The sequence below is a fragment of the Burkholderia orbicola genome (assembly GCF_900100915.1).
Taxonomy (GTDB): Bacteria; Pseudomonadota; Gammaproteobacteria; order Burkholderiales; family Burkholderiaceae; genus Burkholderia; species Burkholderia orbicola.
On sequence record NZ_FNKW01000001.1, the window covers coordinates 3,422,820 to 3,441,159 of the forward strand.

Annotated in this window: 14 protein-coding genes; 13 read left to right on the top strand and 1 reads right to left on the bottom strand. The window is 64.8% G+C overall.

Going from position 1 to position 18,340, the window contains the following annotated elements:
• Positions 1–106: 106 nt before the first annotated feature.
• From BLS50_RS16375 to BLS50_RS16410, 8 genes are all read left to right on the top strand, one after another.
• Positions 107–2,896 carry a TonB-dependent receptor gene (locus BLS50_RS16375; protein ID WP_074802651.1) on the top strand — a complete coding sequence of 930 codons (2,790 nt, stop codon included), beginning with the start codon at positions 107–109 and terminating at the stop codon, positions 2,894–2,896.
• Between the two features lie 188 nt (positions 2,897–3,084).
• Entirely contained in the window at positions 3,085–4,947 is a 1,863-nt protein-coding gene (locus BLS50_RS16380; RefSeq protein WP_074802652.1) for an extracellular solute-binding protein, read from the top strand.
• A gap of 12 nt (positions 4,948–4,959) precedes the next feature.
• A complete protein-coding gene (locus BLS50_RS16385) occupies positions 4,960–6,012 on the top strand; it encodes a microcin C ABC transporter permease YejB (RefSeq protein ID WP_074802653.1) in 1,053 nt (350 codons plus the stop codon).
• Positions 5,966–7,069, top strand: coding sequence for an ABC transporter permease (locus BLS50_RS16390; protein ID WP_011694290.1), 1,104 nt, complete (start codon positions 5,966–5,968; stop codon positions 7,067–7,069). Before BLS50_RS16385 ends, BLS50_RS16390 begins: the two co-directional genes overlap by 47 nt.
• Entirely contained in the window at positions 7,069–8,703 is a 1,635-nt protein-coding gene (locus tag BLS50_RS16395; RefSeq protein WP_074802654.1) for an ABC transporter ATP-binding protein, read from the top strand. The genes BLS50_RS16390 and BLS50_RS16395 overlap by 1 nt, the downstream gene beginning before the upstream one ends.
• Positions 8,704–8,812: 109 nt before the next feature.
• Positions 8,813–11,986: a multidrug efflux RND transporter permease subunit gene (locus tag BLS50_RS16400; RefSeq protein WP_074802821.1), complete on the top strand. Its 3,174-nt coding sequence runs from the start codon at positions 8,813–8,815 to the stop codon at positions 11,984–11,986.
• 42 nt (positions 11,987–12,028) lie between these two features.
• On the top strand, positions 12,029–12,175 hold the full coding sequence (locus BLS50_RS35380) for a Tn3 family transposase (RefSeq protein WP_256334027.1): 147 nt from the start codon (positions 12,029–12,031) through the stop codon (positions 12,173–12,175).
• Between the two features lie 635 nt (positions 12,176–12,810).
• On the top strand, positions 12,811–15,531 hold the full coding sequence (locus BLS50_RS16410; protein ID WP_074802655.1) for a TonB-dependent receptor plug domain-containing protein: 2,721 nt from the start codon (positions 12,811–12,813) through the stop codon (positions 15,529–15,531).
• Positions 15,532–15,741: 210 nt separating this feature from the next.
• Here BLS50_RS16410 and BLS50_RS16415 read toward each other — a convergent pair whose 3' ends face one another.
• Positions 15,742–16,071 carry a helix-turn-helix domain-containing protein gene (locus tag BLS50_RS16415; protein WP_074802656.1) on the bottom strand — a complete coding sequence of 110 codons (330 nt, stop codon included), beginning with the start codon at positions 16,069–16,071 and terminating at the stop codon, positions 15,742–15,744.
• 237 nt (positions 16,072–16,308) lie between these two features.
• On the opposite strand from BLS50_RS16415, the gene BLS50_RS35935 reads away from it, so the two are divergent.
• From BLS50_RS35935 to BLS50_RS16435, 5 genes are read left to right on the top strand one after another with little or no spacing between them, the layout of a single operon-like run.
• The gene (locus tag BLS50_RS35935; RefSeq protein ID WP_176934205.1) at positions 16,309–16,470 is read left to right on the top strand and encodes a hypothetical protein; all 162 of its coding nucleotides are present in this window, start codon (positions 16,309–16,311) and stop codon (positions 16,468–16,470) included.
• Positions 16,467–17,564 carry a hypothetical protein gene (locus tag BLS50_RS36345; protein WP_256334028.1) on the top strand — a complete coding sequence of 366 codons (1,098 nt, stop codon included), beginning with the start codon at positions 16,467–16,469 and terminating at the stop codon, positions 17,562–17,564. Before BLS50_RS35935 ends, BLS50_RS36345 begins: the two co-directional genes overlap by 4 nt.
• Positions 17,565–17,598: 34 nt before the next feature.
• On the top strand, positions 17,599–17,778 hold the full coding sequence (locus BLS50_RS16425; protein WP_074802657.1) for a hypothetical protein: 180 nt from the start codon (positions 17,599–17,601) through the stop codon (positions 17,776–17,778).
• Positions 17,775–18,026 (top strand): hypothetical protein, encoded by a 252-nt coding sequence (locus BLS50_RS16430; RefSeq protein WP_074802658.1) that lies wholly within the window; start codon positions 17,775–17,777, stop codon positions 18,024–18,026. Before BLS50_RS16425 ends, BLS50_RS16430 begins: the two co-directional genes overlap by 4 nt.
• Positions 18,023–18,244: a hypothetical protein gene (locus tag BLS50_RS16435; RefSeq protein WP_074802659.1), complete on the top strand. Its 222-nt coding sequence runs from the start codon at positions 18,023–18,025 to the stop codon at positions 18,242–18,244. The genes BLS50_RS16430 and BLS50_RS16435 overlap by 4 nt, the downstream gene beginning before the upstream one ends.
• Positions 18,245–18,340: the final 96 nt, after the last annotated feature.

Below are 18,340 nucleotides of genomic sequence, written 5' to 3' on the forward strand. Positions count from 1 at the left end.
TCGGAAATGGCGGGCTCCGGCACACGGGTGCTCCGCAAGCGCGGCGGAATTCACAAGATTGGACGTGCAGCGGGTGGGGTCTTACTGACGAGCGAGAGGAAACAAGATGAAGCAGAGAGCGCTAGCGTTGGCCATCAAAAGAATAGTCTGGGCAGAACTGGCACTCACCGCGACGCTGGCGGTGCCGGCTTTCGCACAGAGCCAGCCGGCGTCTGGCGCCGTCGCCGTGGCGGATGCAGTCGCGACCGGCGCGCCTCCGGCCGCGATCGTCGCGCAGGCGGGCGGTACCACAAGCACGCCTGCTGAAACGGGCGCGGCAGCACCCGGCGCGGCCGTGACGGGCGACACCGCGCCCGCCGCCCCGGCCGCGAACGGGCAGGGCAAGGTCGCACAGATCAAGCGTTTCGAGGTGACCGGCTCGCTGATCCGGCAATCCGACAAGACCGGCTTTCAGCAGGTACAGACCATCACGCCGAAGGAGATCCAGGCCAGCGGCGCGGTGACGGTGACCGACTTCCTGCGCAATGCGACGGCCAACTCGGCGAATAGCTGGGGCGAAGGGCAGTCGGGCAACTTCGCGGCCGGCGCGGCCGGCATCGCGCTACGCGGCCTGTCCGAGAAATACACGCTCGTGCTGGTCGACGGCCAGCGCGTGGCGCCGTATGCGTTCTTCTCGAACAGCGTCGATTCGTTCTTCGACCTCAACACGCTGCCGCTCAACGACATCGAGCGCATCGAAATCGTGAAGACGGGCGCGGTGTCGCAATACGGATCGGACGCGATCGGCGGCGTCGTCAACATCATCACGAAACACAATTTCCGCGGGCTGCAGCTCGACGGCAGCATCGGCAGCGCGATCAACGCCGGCAACGGCGACGGCACGACGAAGTTCGGCGTGCTCGGCGGCTTCGGCGACCTGAACGCCGACCGCTTCAACGTGACGGCGGCGCTCAGCTACTACAAGTCGAACGGTTTCACGCTTGCCGATCGCGATTCGACCCGCAACCAGGACTTCACGGGCAAGCCGGGCGGCTTTTCGTTGCTCGGGCCGTCCTACTGGAACATGCCCGACGGCAGTGCGCAGGCGCTGAACGGCTGCCCGTTCGGCGGGGCGGTGCACCAGGCCGCGACGAACTCGCTGTCGGCCGGCCTGCCGGGCACGATCTGCGCGTTCAACACGGCGGAAAGCACGTCGATCCTGCCGATGACCGAACGCCTGAACGCGAAGCTGCATGGCGACTTCAAGATCAACGACACGACGACGGCGTTCGCGGACTTCCTGGAAAGCTACAACACGACCACGACCAACGATGGCCTGTGGAACAACGTGATCGGCAACCCGCAGAACCCGGCGCTGGTGTGGAATCCGCAGACGCAGTTGCTGTCGCCGTTCAACACGGTCGTGCCGGTGACCAACCCGTACAACACGACGGGCGCGGCGACGCCGTTGACCTACGCGTTCCCGAACACGGTCGCGCAGAAGACCTGGGCGAACTACTGGCGCGCGGCGGCCGGCATCAAGGGCTCGTTCACGCTGCCGTACGGCGACTGGGACTGGGCGACGTCGGTCAGCCATTCGCAGAGCACGGTGTCGAACGTGTTCACGAACCAGCTGAACGTGAATGCGCTGAACAACATCTACCAGAACGGCACGCTGAATTTCGCGAACCCGGCCGCGACGCCGAACGCGTTCAACGGCCTGTACCAGGAAGCGAACAACCTCGGTATCTCGAAGCTCGACACGATCGACGCGACGCTGTCGACGCCGAACCTGTTCCACCTGCCGACCGGCGACGTCGGCATCGGCTTCGGCGCGCAGTTCACGCACCAGAGCGAAACGCTGACGCCCGGCTCCGAGTACCTGAGCGGCGCGGTGATCTCGCCCGATCTGCAGACCGTGAACGGCGCGCGCAATGTTGCGGCCGTCTATTACCAGGTCAACGTGCCGATCCTGGAGAACCTGACGTTCAGCCAGGCAGGTCGCTACGACCACTACACGGACGTGGGCGGGGCGTTCTCGCCGCGCTTCGCGCTGCGCTACCAGCCGATCAAGGCGCTCACGCTGTATACGTCGTACAACCGCGGCTTCCGCGCGCCGACCTTCGTCGAGGACAGCAAGTCGCAGACCCTCGGCATTCAGGTCGACCCGGCAACCGGCCAGAACTACACGTCGATCACGGTCGGCAACCCGAACCTCGCGCCGGAACGCACGCGCAACTTCAACATCGGCTTCCAGGTTTCGCCGGCCCGCTACACGGATATCGGCTTCGACTGGTACAAGATCCGCATCGACAACGTGATCGGCCAGGGCAAGCCGTCGCAGGTCGTGACCGACCCGACGACCGGCCAGTTGCTGTACAAGGTGATTCCGTATCAGAACCTCGGCTACCTCGACACGAACGGCTTCGAAGGCACGTTCCGCCAGGGTCTGCCGCTCAAGGGCTGGGGCATGCTCACGCTGTCGGGCGACTGGGCGTACGTCAACAGCTACAAGATCGGCTTCCCGGGCAGCGCACCGATCAACGGCGCGGGCAACAACTTCACGATCACGCAGCCGTTCGGCGGCAGCTTCCCGCGCTGGCGCGGCAACACGACGCTGGACTGGAACTATCGCAAGTTCGATGCGGCGCTGACGTGGCAGTTCACGGGCCCGTACGCGCAGAACCTGCTGGCGGAGCCGCCGAAAGTCGGTTCGTACAGCCAGTTCAACCTGATGTTGACGTACACGGGCTTCAAGAACTGGACCATCTACGGCGGCATCGACAACATCTTCAACCGCACGCCGCCGTACGATCCGATCTTCGCGAACGGCACGCTGAGCCAGAGCGGGTACGACACGTCGGTGTATTCGTATATCGGCCGCTTCGCGCAGGTTGGCGCGACGTACAAGTTCTGACGCCGACACGCGCAAGACCGAACTGCTTGGACAGGCCGCTCCACGTCCACTACCCCTAATTCGGAGCGGCCTTTTTTAATCAGGCGCGATGACGGTACGGCCGGTTCGACCGGTATCGACGACGCGTGAATCGACAGGCATTGATCGCGCGCGGGCATCGGGCCGGCACGCTACCGGGTTGACTGAACATGAGACTGTTGAAATGGCGGCGGATGCACGCGCTGTTCGTGTGCGTGGTGCTGATCGCATGCGCCGCGGTCATGCCGCAAGCCGCGCACGCGGTGCCGGCCATCGCGCAATACGACCAGCCGAAATACCCGCCGGGCTTCACGCATTTCGATTATGCGGATCCGCAGGCGCCGGACACCGGCACGCTCAACTTCGAAAACTACGACGAAGCACAGAGCTACGACTCGCTGAACCCGTTTCTGACCCGCGGCTCGCCCGCGCCGGACATCAAGAACCTGATGTTCGACACGCTGATGCAGCGCAGCTGGGATGAACTCGCGTCCGAATACGCGCTGATCGCCGACGACGTCGAGGTGGCGCCCGATGGTTTGTCGGCCACGTTCCACATCAATCCGGCCGCGCGCTTTTCGAACGGCGACGCAATCACCGCGGCTGACGTCAAGTATTCGTTCGATACGCTGACGAGCCCGCAGGCGTCGCCGCTGTACAACGCGCAATTCTCGATCATCAAGCGCGCAGTGGTGATCGACAGCCACACGATCCGCTTCGAATTCAAGCACGCGGAGCGCGACGCCGCGCTGATCGCAGGCGACCTGCCGGTGTTCTCGCCGAAGTGGGGGCAGCGCGCGGACGGTACGCGGCCGGCGTTCGACCAGATCGCGAACGAGCCGCCGATCGCGAGCGGCGCCTACCTGATCGAGCAGCGCAGGAACGACAAGCAGATCGCGTACGTGCGCAACCCGCACTACTGGGCCGCGAATCTGCCGTCGCGGCGCGGGATGTTCCGTTTCGCGCGCGTGTCGTTCAAGCTGTACCTCGACCAGTACACGGCGCTCGAGGCGTTCAAGGCCGGCGATGTCGACGCGCGGATGGAGTACAGCTCGACGCAGTGGGCGCGCAAGTACGTCGGCAAGAATTTCAGCAACGGCATGCTGAAGAAGGGGGAATTCCCGGACGGCCCCGCGCAGATGCAGGGCTTCCTGATGAACCTGCGCAAACCGATGTTCCAGGACGTGCGCGTGCGGCATGCGCTCGCGCTGGCGTTCGACTTCGACTGGATGAGCCGGATGATGTTCTACGGACAGTACCGGCGCACCAACAGCTTCTGGGACGCGAGCCCGTTCGCCGCGTCCGGCATGCCGAGCGCGAAGGAGCTCGCGCTGCTCGAACCGTACCGCTCGACGCTGCCGCCGGAGGTGTTCGGGCCGATGGTCAAGCAGCCGTCGACGCTGCCGCCGGGCTCGCTGCGCGCGAATCTCAGGCAAGCGCGCGACTTGCTCGCGCAGGCCGGCTGGCACTATCGCGACGGCGCGCTGCGCGACGCGAACGGCACGCCGATGACGATCGAGATCATCGACGACCAGCCCGGCATGGATCGCCTGATCCTGCCGTACACGCAAGCGCTCGCGACGCTCGGCATCCATGCGTACCTGCACGAGATCGACAGCGCGCTCTACCAGAAGCGGCTCGACAATTTCGAGTACGACATGACGACGTATATCTACTCGCCCGTGACGATCCCCGGCGCGGAGCTGACGCGCCGTTTCGGCAGCGCGGCTGCCTCGCAGCCTGGCTCGGAGAACTATCCGGGCGTGAAGTCGAAGGCCGTCGATGCGCTGATCCGCGCGGCGCTCGCGGCCAATACGCTCGACGATCTCGAGACGGCCACGCACGCCCTTGATCGCGTGCTGATCAACCTGTACGTACTGGTCCCGCAGTACTACATGCCGAATGCGCGGATCGCGTACAAGACGACGCTCGGCCATCCGGCGGTCGTGCCGGCTTCCTATCAGTACGAGGACTGGATCGTCGACTACTGGTACGGGAAGCGGCCGGCGGTCCAACCCGCTCCGGCGGCCTGACGGAGAACAACCATGCTGGCATACATACTCAGGCGCCTGCTGTTGATGATCCCGACGCTGATCGGCGTCGTGACGATCACGTTCGCGGTCACGCAGTTCGTGCCGGGCGGCCCGGTCGAACAGGTGCTCACGCAGTTGCGCCACGGCAGCGCGCGCGGCGGGGAGGCGGGCGGAGGCGCGGGCGGCTACCACGGCAGCCAGGGTGTCGACCCGCAGCAGATCGAGCAGATCCGCAAGCAGTTCGGCTTCGACAAGCCGCCGCTCGAACGCTACGTGCTGATGCTGAAAAGCTATGCGACGTTCGACCTCGGCCAGTCCTACTTCGCGCACCGCAGCGTGTGGGCGGTAATCCGCTCGAAGCTGCCGGTGTCGATCACGCTCGGGCTTTGGACGGTGATCCTCACGTATCTCGTGTCGGTGCCGCTCGGCATCGCGAAGGCGGTGCGCAACGGTTCGCGGTTCGACACCGTGACGAGCGTGCTGGTGCTGACCGGCTACGCGGTGCCGGGCTTCGTGCTCGGCGTGCTGCTGCTGATGCTGTTCGGCGGCGGCACGTTCTGGCAGGTGTTTCCGATGCGCGGGCTCACGTCGGACAATTTCGACGACCTGACGCTGATCGGCAAGACGCTCGACTATCTGTGGCACATGGTGATGCCGGTCACCGCGTCGGTGATCGGCAATTTCGCGATCGTCACGATCCTGACGAAGAACACGTTCCTCGACGAAATCGGCCGGCAATACGTGCTGACCGCGCGCGCGAAAGGGGCGCCGGAGCGCGACGTGCTGTGGAAGCACGTGCTGCGCAATGCGGCGATCCCGCTGCTCACCGGGTTGCCGGCCGCGTTCGTCGGTGCATTCCTGAACGGCAACCTGTTGATCGAGACGCTGTTCTCGCTCGACGGGATGGGGCAACTGTCGTACGACTCGGTGATCCGCCGCGACTATCCGGTCGTGCTCGGCTCGCTGTTCCTGTTCACCCTGATCGGTCTGCTGACCAAGCTTATCGCGGATATCTGCTATGTCCTCGTCGACCCCCGTATCCAGTTCAGCCGCCTGGACCACTGATCCGGCGTGCGCGCCGTCGCCGTCGCCGTGGCGGCGCACGTGGCAGCGCTTTCGTGCGCAGCCGCTCGGCTATGCAAGCCTCGCGATCTTCGCGACGCTGTTCGTGCTCAGCCTGTGTGCCGACGGCCTGTCGAACGATCGGCCGCTGCTCGTGCGCTACGACGGGCACTATTACTTTCCGATCGTGAAGGACTATCCGGAGACCGAGTTCGGCGGCGACTTTCCGGCGAAGACCAACTATCTCGACCCGTACATTCGCGCGAAGCTCGAAACAGGCGGCAATTTCGCGATCTATCCGCCGAATCGTTACCGCTACGACACGATCGACTATTTCGCATCGCGGCCGTATCCGGCGCCGCCGTCGGCGAGCAACTGGCTCGGCACCGACCAGTTCGGGCGGGACGTGCTCGCGCGACTGCTGTACGGGTTCCGGCTGTCGGTGCTGATGGCGTTCGCGCTGACCGTGTCGGGGGTGCTGGTCGGCGTGCTGACCGGCGCGCTGCAGGGCTTCTACGGCGGCCGCACCGACCTGATCGGGCAGCGCCTGATCGAGATCTGGAGTGCGTTGCCGGACCTGTACCTGCTGATCATCTTCGCATCGATCTTCACGCCGTCGCTGTGGTTACTGTTCATCCTGCTGTCGATGTTCGGCTGGCTCGTGCTGTCCGACTACGTGCGCGCGGAGTTCCTGCGCAACCGCGCGCTCGACTACGTGAAGGCCGCACGCACGATGGGGCTGTCGAACTGGCAGATCATGTGGCGGCACGTGCTGCCGAACAGCCTGACGCCGGTGATCACGTTCCTGCCGTTCCGGATGAGCGCGGCGATCCTGTCGCTGACGAGCCTCGACTTCCTCGGCCTCGGCGTGCAGCCGCCGACGCCGAGCCTCGGCGAACTGCTGCAGGAAGGCAAGAACTACCTCGACGCGTGGTGGATCTCGATCTCCGCGTTCGCGGCGCTCGTCATTACGCTATTGCTGCTGACCTTCATGGGCGACGCGCTGCGCAACGCGCTCGACACACGCTCGCGCGGTTCGGCATTCGGCGGGGAGCGATGATGGCGAACGCGTTGCTTCAGATCGACGGGTTTTCGGCGCGCTTCGGCGCGAAGGCGGCCGTGCAGGACCTGAGCCTGTCGGTCGGCCGCGGCGAGCGCGTGGCGCTCGTCGGCGAATCGGGGTCGGGCAAGAGCGTGACCGCGCTGTCGATCCTGCGTCTCGCGCAGCAGGCGACGCTGTCGGGACGGATGCTGTTCGACGGCGAGGACCTGCTCGCGAAGACCGAACGGCAGATGCGCGGGATTCGCGGCGCCGACATCGCGATGGTGTTCCAGGAACCGATGACGGCGCTGAATCCGCTGTATACGATCGGCAAGCAGATCGCCGAGAGCCTGCGGCTGCACGAGGGGCTGCGGCCGGGCGATGCGCGCGAGCGGGGGATCGCGCTGCTGCGGCGCACCGGGATTCCGGAGCCGGAACGGCGCATCGACAGCTTTCCGCACCAGTTGTCGGGCGGCCAGCGGCAACGCGCGATGATCGCGATGGCGCTCGCGTGCCGGCCGCGGCTGTTGCTCGCGGACGAGCCGACGACGGCGCTCGACGTGACGGTGCGCCAGCAGATCGTCGATCTGCTGATCGAACTGCAGGAGCAGGAGGCGGCCGCGCGCGGGATGGCCGTGCTGCTGATCACGCACGACCTGAATCTCGTGCGGCGCTTCGCGCAGCGCGTGGCCGTGATGGAGCAGGGCGTGCTCGTGGAGACGAACACGACCGACGCGCTGTTCGCCGCGCCGCAGCACGCCTATACGCGCCGGCTGCTCGACAGCGCCCCGCAGCGGGACGTCGAGCCGGTCGCGGCCGGCGCGCAGACGATTCTCGACGTGCAGGACCTCGCCGTCGATTACCGCATCGCGGCGAAGGGCTGGCGCGCGGTGCTCGGCAAGACGACGTTCCGCGCCGTGCACGATGTGAAGTTGAACCTGAGGCGCGGCGAAACGCTGGGAATCGTCGGCGAATCGGGCTCGGGGAAATCGACGCTGGCGGCGACGGTGCTCGGTCTGCAGCGGCCGGCCGCGGGTTCGATCGAAATCGACGGCATGCCGCTGGACGCGCTGCGGACGACGGGCGGCAGGCGCGCGCTGTACGGCCGCATGCAGGTCGTGTTCCAGGATCCGTTCGGCTCGCTGTCGCCGCGTATGACGGTCGAGCAGATCGTCGGCGAGGGGCTCGCCGTGCACCGGCCGCAGGTAGCCGGCGCCGCGCGGCGCGCGCGGGTCGCCGCGCTGCTGCAGGAGGTCGGCCTGCCGGCCGAGGCGATGCTTCGCTATCCGCACGAATTTTCCGGCGGCCAGCGCCAGCGCATCGCGATCGCGCGCGCGCTGGCGGTGGAGCCGGAGCTGCTGGTGCTGGACGAGCCGACGAGCGCGCTCGACGTGTCGATCCAGAAGCAGGTGCTGAATCTGCTGACGAATCTGCAAAAGAAGTACGAGCTGAGCTACCTGTTCATCACGCACGATCTCGCGGTGATGCGTGCAATGGCCCACCGGGTCGTGGTGATGAAGGCGGGGCGGGTGGTCGAGGAGGGCGATACGCTCGACGTGCTGCATGCGCCGTCCCATCCGTATACACGCGCGCTGCTCGCGTCGTCGATGCTGGCTCCGGTGCGCGGCACACAAGAGAGCACCGATGATTGACGTGAACCGGGCGAAGTACGCCCAGGCCGCCCACACGCCGTGCGGCGCCGACGGTGATGCCGTTCCGCGGTCCCGCGCCGAAACGCCGGCGGTTCGCTGACGCATGCCGATGCCATCGTTCTTCATCGATCGTCCCGTCTTTGCGTGGATCGTTGCGCTCGCAATCGTCGTCGCGGGCGTGCTCGCCATTCCGCAGCTTCCGATCGCGCAGTATCCGCGGCTTGCGCCGCCGCGGGTCGTGATCACGGCCGCGTATCCGGGCGCGTCGACCGAGACGGTCGACGGTGACGTCGGCAGCATCATCGAGGAAAGCCTCGACGGCGCCGACGGGCTTCTGTATTACGCGACGAGCAGCGACGGTCACGGCAATCTCGAGATCGACGTCACGTTTTCGCCCGGCACCGATCCGGACATCGCGCTCGTCGACGTGAACAACCGGCTGAAGCAGGTCGAGCCGCGGTTGCCGCAGCAGGTCGTCCAGCAGGGGATCAGCGTATTCAAGGCAGCGAACACGTTCCTGATGCTCGTCACGCTGACGTCGACCGACGGCACGCGCGATTCCGCGCAACTCGGCGATTACCTGAACCGCTACGTGCTGCGCGAACTGAAGCGTGCGCCGGGCGTCGGCGCGGCCGAGCTGTGGGACGCCGGCGAGGCGCTGCGGGTCTGGCTCGATCCGAACAAATTGCGTGAATACGACCTCGGCGCCGACGACGTGATCGCGGCGATCGGCGTGCAGAACGCGACGGTGACGGCCGGTGCGATCGGCGATGCGCCGTTCGAGCGCGGCCAGCAGCTCACCGCGACGATCGTCGTCAAGGGACAGCTGACGTCGCCGGAGGAGTTCGGCCGGATCGTGCTGAAGTCGAAGCAGGACGGTTCGGTGGTGCGCGTCGCCGACGTCGCGCGTGTCGAAATCGGCCGCGACGACTACTCGTTCTATTCGCGGCTGAACGGCCGCCCGGCGGCCACCGTCGGCATTCAGCTCGGCCCGCGCGGCAACGCGCTCGAAACGTCGAACGCGATCCGTGCGCGGCTTGCCGAACTGTCGAGGGTATTGCCGCCGGGCGTGGCGATGGAGATTCCGTTCGATGGCGCCCATTTCGTGACGATCGCGATCCGGGAGGTCGTGCTGACGCTCGTCGAGGCGGTCGTGCTGGTGTTTTGCGTGATGTGGCTGTTCCTGCGCGATCTGCGTTACACGCTGGTGCCGACCGTCGTGATTCCCGTCACGCTGATGGGTGCGTTCGTCGCGATGTGGGCGTTCGGACTGTCGATCAACGTGTTCACGATGTTCGGTCTCGTGCTGGCGATCGGCATCCTTGTCGACGATGCGATCGTCGTCGTCGAGAGCGTGCACCGGGTGATGGAGGAGGGCGTGTCGCCGCGCGACGCCACGCGCCGCGCAATGAAGCGGATCGGCGGTGCGATCGTCGGGGTGACCGCGGTGCTGACCGCCGTATTCGTGCCGATGGCGTTCTTTCCGGGCGCCGTCGGCGGCATCTACCGGCAGTTCGCGGTGGCGATGATCGCATCGATGCTGGTGTCGTCGTTCATGGCGCTGTCGCTCACGCCCGCGCTGTGCGCGAACCTGCTGAAGCCGGTCGCGCGACACGACGGCGGAATCGGCCACGCGCGGCGACGTGGCATCGGCACGCGTCTGGCCGACTGCTTCGGTGCGTCCTTCGCGCGCGTCGAATCCGGTTATCGCCGTCTCGCCGTGTTCGCCGTCGGCCGCACCGGCATGGTCGTGGCGGTCTACGCGGCGCTCGTGATCGCATGCGGGCTGCTGTACTGGATGATGCCGGGCGGCTTCCTGCCGACCGAGGACCAGGGGCAACTGCAGGTGATGATCCAGTTGCCGGCGGGCGCCACGCAGGCGCGCACGCTCGCGGTCGTCGAGCGTGTCGAGGCGATCCTGCGCGCGGAGCCGGCGATCGCGAACGTGACGAGCGTGATTGGCTGGAGTTTCGCGGGCAGCGGGCAGAACGTCGGGATGGCGTTCGTGGAGCTGAAGGACTGGTCGCGGCGCGACGTCGACGCGATGGCGTTGCGCGACCGGCTCAACGGGCGTTTCGGCACGATCCTCGACGGCGACGTCGAGGCGTCGCTGCCGCCGTCGGTGCGCGGCATCGGGCATTCCGACGGATTCACGTTCCGGCTCGAGGATCGGGGCGGCGTCGGGCTCGACGCGTTGAAGGCGGCTCGCGAGCAGTTGTCCGGACGAGCGAAAACGGATCCGTTGCTCGCCGCCGTGCATTTCGAAGACCTGCCGGACGCGCCGCGCATCGAACTCGATGTCGATCGTGCGAAGGCGTATGCGCTCGGCGTGCCGTTCGAGCGAATCGCGGGCTTTCTGGGCGGCACGTTCGGCTCGAACTACATCAACGATTTTCCGGCATCGGGCCGGATGCGGCGGGTGATCATCGAGGCCGACCCGGCCGCGCGCGCGACCGATGCGCAACTGATGGCGCTGACGGTGCCGAACCGCACCGGCGACATGGTTCCGTTGTCGGCCATCGCAGCGCCGCACTGGACGGTCGGCCCGGTGATGCTGAATCGCTACAACGGCTATCCGTCGCTCGACATCAGCGGCCGCGCGGCGACCGGCACGAGTTCGGGCGCGGCGATGGCGGAGATGGAGCGGCTCGCCGGCGCACTGCCGGTCGGGGTCGGCTTCGACTGGGTCGATGCGGCGCGCGAGGAGCAGGTTGCCGCGCGGCAAACGCCGCTGCTCGTCGGGCTGTCCGTGCTCGCGGTTTTCATGGCGCTTGCCGCGCTGTACGAAAGCTGGACGGTCCCGCTGTCCGTGCTGACGATCGTGCCGCTCGGCATGATCGGCGCGATCGCGGCGGCGCTCGCGCGCGGGATGCCGAACGACGTGTATTTCAAGGTCGGGATGATCACGGTGGTCGGGCTGGCGGCGAAGAATGCGATCCTGATCGTGCAGTACGCGCGCGATCTGGCCGGGAGCGGCGTGCCGCTGCGGCAGGCGGTGATCGACGCGGCCGCCGCGCGATTCCGGCCGATCATGATGACGTCGATGGCGTTCCTGCTGGGCGTCGTGCCGCTCGTGCTGGCGACGGGCGCGGGTGCGGAAAGCCGGCGGTCGATCGGCACGGGTGCGTTCGGGGGCGTGCTCGCCGCGACGATGTTCGGGCTCGTGTTCGCGCCAGTGGCGTTTCGGGTGGTGGTATCCATAGGCCGGCGCGGGCGGCATGCGGCGGTGACGAAGCGCGACGCGCAGCGCGTGGAAACGGCTGAAAATATGGAGATCGATTGATGGTCGCGACGGGGTGTCGGCGGTGCGATCACGGGATGACGGGTGCGCGACGCCAAGCATGTGCTCGAACGGCTGCACTATCAGGAGTCCGATCTGTTGATCGCGGAACACTATGCCGACACGACGGGATTCATAGATCACGTGTTCGGACTGTTTCCATGCCAAGGATTCGTGCCTCCTCTCTGGTAAACAAAAAAATTCAGGCTGACGAGTACCGGCCGCGTGCTCCATTGCGGCGCATGCGCGAGCGGATGAAAAAGGCAGCCGCACAAGGAAGATAGAACAACGGTAGCGGAAGATGAACCATATCGATTTTTATTCGGCACCAACAGAGTGCATCTATTGCACCTAAACAAAGTTATGTGGCATCAAATATTTTTTGACGCATCGATTCTGTCCTGCTATGTTCGCGTCCAACGTAAAACCTTGGTAGTGAACGGTAATGAAGATTCCGTGCATTAAGACCTTCAAAGTGAAGACGTAAAGCAGCCCTTCAACGAGCGACTGCCTTTCCTGGCAACGTGTACGCGCTCATTGACGAAGCGCCATGGTGCGAATGTTCCAGGGGCATGTTGTATGCGGCCGTTCGATGCACGAAAAGATCGATCCATGTAATTAGGTTTCCTAATTCTATAGGAATGCCGCTTCTTTTATTTCAAATTCATTCCACTCCGCAGTGGAAGAAATAAATTTGAAAGAAATAAACGGACGGAATGGTTTTGATCGCCAGACGACGAATCAGGAACGCGGGGCGACGCTATTTAAAGGCCGGCGAATCTCCGTGCATACAAAAAGGTGAGGCCTTGCGACGACAGAGGGGTGTTATGAAACCAACGGCTTTGGGATCGGCAATACGCAGCATCGTATGGGCTGAAGTCGCGTTGACGGCGGCTTTGGGTACCTCCGCTTACGCGCAGACAACGCCTGTCGACGGGAGCGTCGCCGCCGAGCAAACCGGCAGCACGGCTGCCGCCGCGCCCGCGCCGGCATCGGGCGCCGCCGCGGGCGGGCAGACCGTGAAAAAGCTCGACAAGTTCGAAGTGACGGGCTCGCTGATCCGTACATCCGACAAGGTCGGTCACACCGAGGTGCAGGTCATCACCGCGAAGGAAATCCAGCAAAGCGGATACACGACGGTTGCCGATTTCCTGCGTTCGACCTCGGCCAATTCCGCAAGCAGCTGGGGCCAGACGACGATGAACAGCTCGGCCCCCGGCGGCGCCGGCATGGCGTTGCGCGGGCTCAGCGAGAAATACACGCTCGTGCTCGTCGATGGCCAGCGCGTCGCGAACTATGCGCAGTCGGTGAACTTCACCGACACGTTCTTCGATGTCAACGCGATCCCGTTGAACATGGTGGAGCGCGTCGAGATCGTCAAGACCGGCGCGGTATCCGTCTACGGCTCGGACGCGATCGCGGGCGTCGTCAACATCATTACGAAGAAGAACTTTCAGGGCCTGCAGATCGACGGCCAACTCGGCAAGGCGCAGCATCCGGGCGACGGGCAGGGCAACTTCAGTGTACTGGCCGGCTTCGGCGACCTGAATTCGGATCGCTTCAACGTCACCGCGGCCGCCAGCTATTACCGCGATTCGGGCTCGACGCTCGGCGATCGCGACATGACGTCGGCGCAAGACTTCACGCAATATCCCGGCGGGCTGGCAGCGCCGCTCGGGCCGAACCAGCAATCGTACTGGTCGCTGGCGGACGGCTCCAGGGTGCCGCTTTCGCCGTGCCCGCCGGGCAGCAAGACGAGCGCGACCAATTGCACGTACAACCCGGCCGCGTCGACATCGCTCGTTCCGTCCACGACGCGCCTGAACGCGAAGGTGCGCGCCACCTTCAAGATCGACGACAACACGCAGGCCTATGCGGGCTTCTGGGTGAGCCGCGATGAAACCGTCCAGTTGCAGGGACCGGCCTCGATCTCGAGCACGACGAACGTCTACAACCCGTCGACCGGGTCCGTTTCGCCGCTGCCGCGCACCGTACCGGTGAGCAACCCCTATAACCCGTTCGGCGTGCCGACGGCGATCAACCTGACCTTCCCGGGCAACGTCGTAGGGGCGGACACGGTATCGACGTTCTGGATGGCGAACACGGGCGTCAAAGGTTCGTTCGACACGGGCAGATTCGGCGCGTGGGACTGGTCGGCCGATTACGGCCACTCGCAGAGCACCGTCGATACGACGTATCGCAACCGGATCAACGTCGCGGGCCTCGAGAACATGCTCGCGAACGGCACCTACAACTTCTCGAACCCGGCCGCCACGCCAAACGGCCTGAACGGCGTTTTCACGGATGACGATCAGCAGGCCATCTCGAAGGTCGACAGCGTGACAGCCAAGGCCTCGACGTCGAATCTCTTCACGCTGCCCGGGGGCCCGGTCGGCCTGGGCCTGGGCACCGAGTTCCGCCACGAATCGTCGACGATCAACCCGCAGACGCTCGCGTCGCAGGGCGTATCCGCACCCGCGAACGTGCAGACGGTGGAGGGTTCGCGCAACGTCGCCGCCGCGTTCTACCAGGTCGACATTCCGATCCTGCGCAACCTGACGTTCACGCAGGCGGGCCGCTACGATCACTACAGCGACTTCGGCGGGGCGTTTTCGCCGAGCTTTGCGCTGCGTTTCCAGCCGGTGCAAATGCTGACGACGTATGCATCGTACAGTCGCGGCTTCCGCGCGCCGACCCTCGTCGAAAACTCGCAGGCCGTCTATCTCTCTCACCAGAACCTCGTCGATCCGAACGATCCGAGCGGTGTGCCGACCAAGCACTTCACGACGGAGCAAGTCGCGGGCAATCCGAATCTTCAGCCCGAGCACACGAAGAACTACAACATCGGCTTCCAGCTTTCACCCGATGCGATGACCGATATCGGTGCGGCGTTCTACAAGGTCCGCATCGACGGCGTCATCGGTACCGATGATCCGAATGCGGTGCTCGTCGCCAACGATCCCTCCCGCGTCGTGCGCAACGCTGACGGGTCGGTGCGTTACCTCGTTCAGCATTTCGTGAACCTCGGTGCGCTCGATACCGATGGCTTCGATCTCAATTTCCGCAAAGCGCTGCGCACCAAGTACGGCACGTTCACGCTCGCAGGCGACTGGACTTATGTGTGGCACTTCAAGCTGCACAGCCCCGGAACCGCACCGCAGGACTTCGCCGGCAACAACCTTGCGCTGCTGCAGCCGTTCGGCGCGAGCAACCCGCGCTGGAAGGGCAATACGAGCGTGAGCTGGGACTACCGGCAACTGACCACCACGCTGACCTGGCAATACACGGGGCCGTATACGAACGCCGTGGCCGCGGAATTCGGCGACGGCGGTACGGGATCGGTGGCGTCGTACAGCCAGTTCAACCTCATGTTCAACTATCGCGGCTTCAAGCATTGGACCATTTACGGCGGCATCACGAACCTCTTCGACAAGAAGCCGCCGTTCGACGTCGAGTGGCAAGCCGTGCCCGACATCACTGGCTATGACCAGTCGCTCTACACGAACCTTGGTCGTTTCTTCCAGGTCGGGGCGACGTACCGGTTCTGACAGGGAGGAAGCCGCCAGGCGGCAACCGGTCCCGGCGCGCGGCCCGCGCCGGGACGACGAAGAATGAGCTGGACCGGCAGCCGGCCTCAATCAAGGTCAAGTGCAGAGGTGCAGGGTTTGAACGCGAGGACGCTTGGCCAGCAGCACTTCGTGCAGTCGATTTTTCGTATTTGACATAATCAACAGAGTGGTAGCTAACTAAAGCTGGCGTTACACCTGCGGGACCAAAGCCCCACAAGCGTTAGCGGGTAGCGCCAGCCACCGAAAACCCTTGGAAAATTTTTCCAGAGCGTCCATCCAAAAATCGCGGTGACGATCATCGCGCGCACGTTCCGCGTGCGTCGCTGCCACCACTTCAAACGCCCGTACTCCCAAAATTTCCGCGACCCGGAAGCAGGTGTCTTCGTCGAACGTCGATTTCCCGTTGCGGTAGGCGCTAACGGTCGAGCGCGTCACGCCGAGCACCTTTGCGGCGGCGTAGTCGGACGGAAGGTCAAGAGCCGCTTTGACGGCGTCGAGCCATTCGATCGTGGTTTTCATTGACAAACCCCTTTTTGATTCAACCCGGCGTCAAGCCTATCCGAACGCTCGACCCATGACAACGTTCGACGTAAGCAAACGTTCGGACGGGGTTGACATGTTCGGACGGGTCGAACTATTCTCCGGCTGTCGCCCCGGCACCGGTTCACAACCCCGCCGGTGCTGGAATAGCTACCCAGCCGCCGGGGCGATGTTTCTCGCAGTACACCGTTCAGGGGTTGAACAAGGGGAAGTCAAATGCAGCACATTTCGTTGCAATTTTCACACTCACGTTACAGCGCGCTCGCGCTGGCCCGCCAAACCGCCGATGCCGCATGGCGTGCGCTGATGGACTCGATGCAGTGCATCGTCCGGATCTGGACGAACCGCCCGTCGCTCGCTGACGGGGTGATGGCATGACGATCGTTCAGCAACTTCGCGACGAGCTGCGTGCAGCCGACACGGTAATCCGCAACGCGCTTGCGGTCATGACGATGGACCAGAAAAGCGAATGGGGCTGCGCGAACGAGCGCGACGACGTGGCAGGCGAGGGCGTCACGCGGTATCACGAGCGTCAGGTCGTGATTGCGAGCGGTTCGCCGCTCGCCGTGTTCCTCGAACTGCGCCGCGCTGATCGGATCATCGGAAACGCATGGGAAATCCAGTCGTTTCACCAACACGCACTTTGGTCAACAGCTAATCAACAGGACGGCGTCGCTGTGACGCATCCGACGCGCGCTGATTCACGCTCGAAAGTGTTGGCCGCTGCAATCGCGGCCGCGCACGAACTGGTCGGCGATGCGCGTGGGGCTATCGCCGATGGAATCATCGGTTACGTGCAGAGTTTCGCCGGTACGGCGTCGGTCGAGTCAAACGTATGGTGCGGCGTCGACGTCGCCGCACCCGGCGGCGATCAAAGCGTCGTGCTCAAGCCGCCTCGGGACTGGTCGAACGCAGACGTTGCGCGCTTGCGCTGGGCGTTCGCGAAGCGAAATCACGGTGGAACGTTGCATGTCGAGCAGCCCGCCCCCCGACAGACCGAGGAAATGATTCGGTTCTGCCCCGAGTGCGGTCACCTCGGCGACATTGCCGCCGGCTACGAGGCGTGCTGCCCGGACTGGTCGCAAGCACGCGTTGTGCCGAAGCGATTTGCGGAACTCTGTGCCGAGACGTTCAAGCTCTGCGTGCGCCGACCTTACGGAGCAGATACCGCGCCGGCAGATGGCCGGGCCGCTGCCGCCGTGCGCACGCTCGAAGCGAAGGCATACACGTACACCGATGGCGCCGAGCTGTGGAAACCGCCGCGCGGGCCGGCATCGATTCAGACGACGCGTCGCGTCATCCGGACCATCACGCACGCTAACGAGGTTTGGCAGGGTGGGGTGAAACTCGCTAGTGCTACCACCAACGCGATCGCGGCGGAAATCGCTGACGCACTCAACGCGAAGGCGAGCGCGCCCGCAAATGCGGAAGCCGTTCCGCATATCCCACAACCGCAGCCGATGGCGCGCTGATAAATCAATCAATGACGTTCTGAGCGGAGTTTTTATGGTGACGATCAATCGGACTACTAACGTAGTGCGTGACGAATCCGAAGCGATTCGCCGCGAATTGCACGCCCACAACGAAATCCAGCGCGTGCAGTATCGCCGCCGCGTCATCGCGGAAAGCGCGCGACGCGCTCGCGAGCAAGGTCGTCCGCACCTGTCTATCGCGAGGGCCGCATGACCGACGCAGATATCGAATTGGCATCGCCGCGCTTCGTGGCGGCCGGCGTGATAGAGGTCGGCCCATTCTTCGATCGGCTCGGGAACGGCGGCTACTTCGTCGCCAAGGGCATCGAAGGGCGTCGTGAAATCCACTGGTACACGGAAGGCTCGGGCGTGTCGTATCCGATGACGCGCGACGAGGCATTCGACAAGGCGCTTGATGTGGTCGACACGCCGCACGCTGTCGACGAACGGCTCGCCGCATGACATACGCGGCGAGCGAGGAACGTGCAGGCGAAGGCTCGCGCGACTTTCTGGCCGCCGACCTTGCCGAGTTTGGCATCGGAGCGGGGGTATTGGTGCCCCCGTTCGTCGTTTACAACCCGCCGCGCACGGCGCGCACCGATCAGGCCGCCGCCGCCGCGATGCGCGAGCTGCGGCCGCTGCTGTCGCAGATGGCGCGGCGTCGCCGGGTGATCAGATAGGGGGAATGATGAAGCAACCGAGAAACGAAAAGCCGCTGCCGCTGTGGGCGATCTGGCTGATTACCATCGTCGCCGTCATCGCATGGTGTGGCGTCC

Excerpts from the sequence above, each read along its gene's own strand:
- BLS50_RS16410 (WP_074802655.1), top strand. The coding sequence starts at position 12,811 with ATGAAACCAACGGCTTTGGGATCGGCAATACGCAGCATCGTATGGGCT.
- BLS50_RS36345 (WP_256334028.1), top strand. The coding sequence starts at position 16,467 with ATGACGATCGTTCAGCAACTTCGCGACGAGCTGCGTGCAGCCGACACG.
- BLS50_RS16375 (WP_074802651.1), top strand. The coding sequence starts at position 107 with ATGAAGCAGAGAGCGCTAGCGTTGGCCATCAAAAGAATAGTCTGGGCA.
- BLS50_RS35935 (WP_176934205.1), top strand. The coding sequence starts at position 16,309 with ATGCAGCACATTTCGTTGCAATTTTCACACTCACGTTACAGCGCGCTC.
- BLS50_RS16385 (WP_074802653.1), top strand. The coding sequence starts at position 4,960 with ATGCTGGCATACATACTCAGGCGCCTGCTGTTGATGATCCCGACGCTG.
- BLS50_RS16380 (WP_074802652.1), top strand. The coding sequence starts at position 3,085 with ATGAGACTGTTGAAATGGCGGCGGATGCACGCGCTGTTCGTGTGCGTG.
- BLS50_RS16390 (WP_011694290.1), top strand. The coding sequence starts at position 5,966 with ATGTCCTCGTCGACCCCCGTATCCAGTTCAGCCGCCTGGACCACTGAT.
- BLS50_RS16415 (WP_074802656.1), bottom strand. The coding sequence starts at position 16,071 with ATGAAAACCACGATCGAATGGCTCGACGCCGTCAAAGCGGCTCTTGAC.
- BLS50_RS16400 (WP_074802821.1), top strand. The coding sequence starts at position 8,813 with ATGCCATCGTTCTTCATCGATCGTCCCGTCTTTGCGTGGATCGTTGCG.
- BLS50_RS16430 (WP_074802658.1), top strand. The coding sequence starts at position 17,775 with ATGACCGACGCAGATATCGAATTGGCATCGCCGCGCTTCGTGGCGGCC.
- BLS50_RS16425 (WP_074802657.1), top strand. The coding sequence starts at position 17,599 with ATGGTGACGATCAATCGGACTACTAACGTAGTGCGTGACGAATCCGAA.
- BLS50_RS16435 (WP_074802659.1), top strand. The coding sequence starts at position 18,023 with ATGACATACGCGGCGAGCGAGGAACGTGCAGGCGAAGGCTCGCGCGAC.
- BLS50_RS16395 (WP_074802654.1), top strand. The coding sequence starts at position 7,069 with ATGGCGAACGCGTTGCTTCAGATCGACGGGTTTTCGGCGCGCTTCGGC.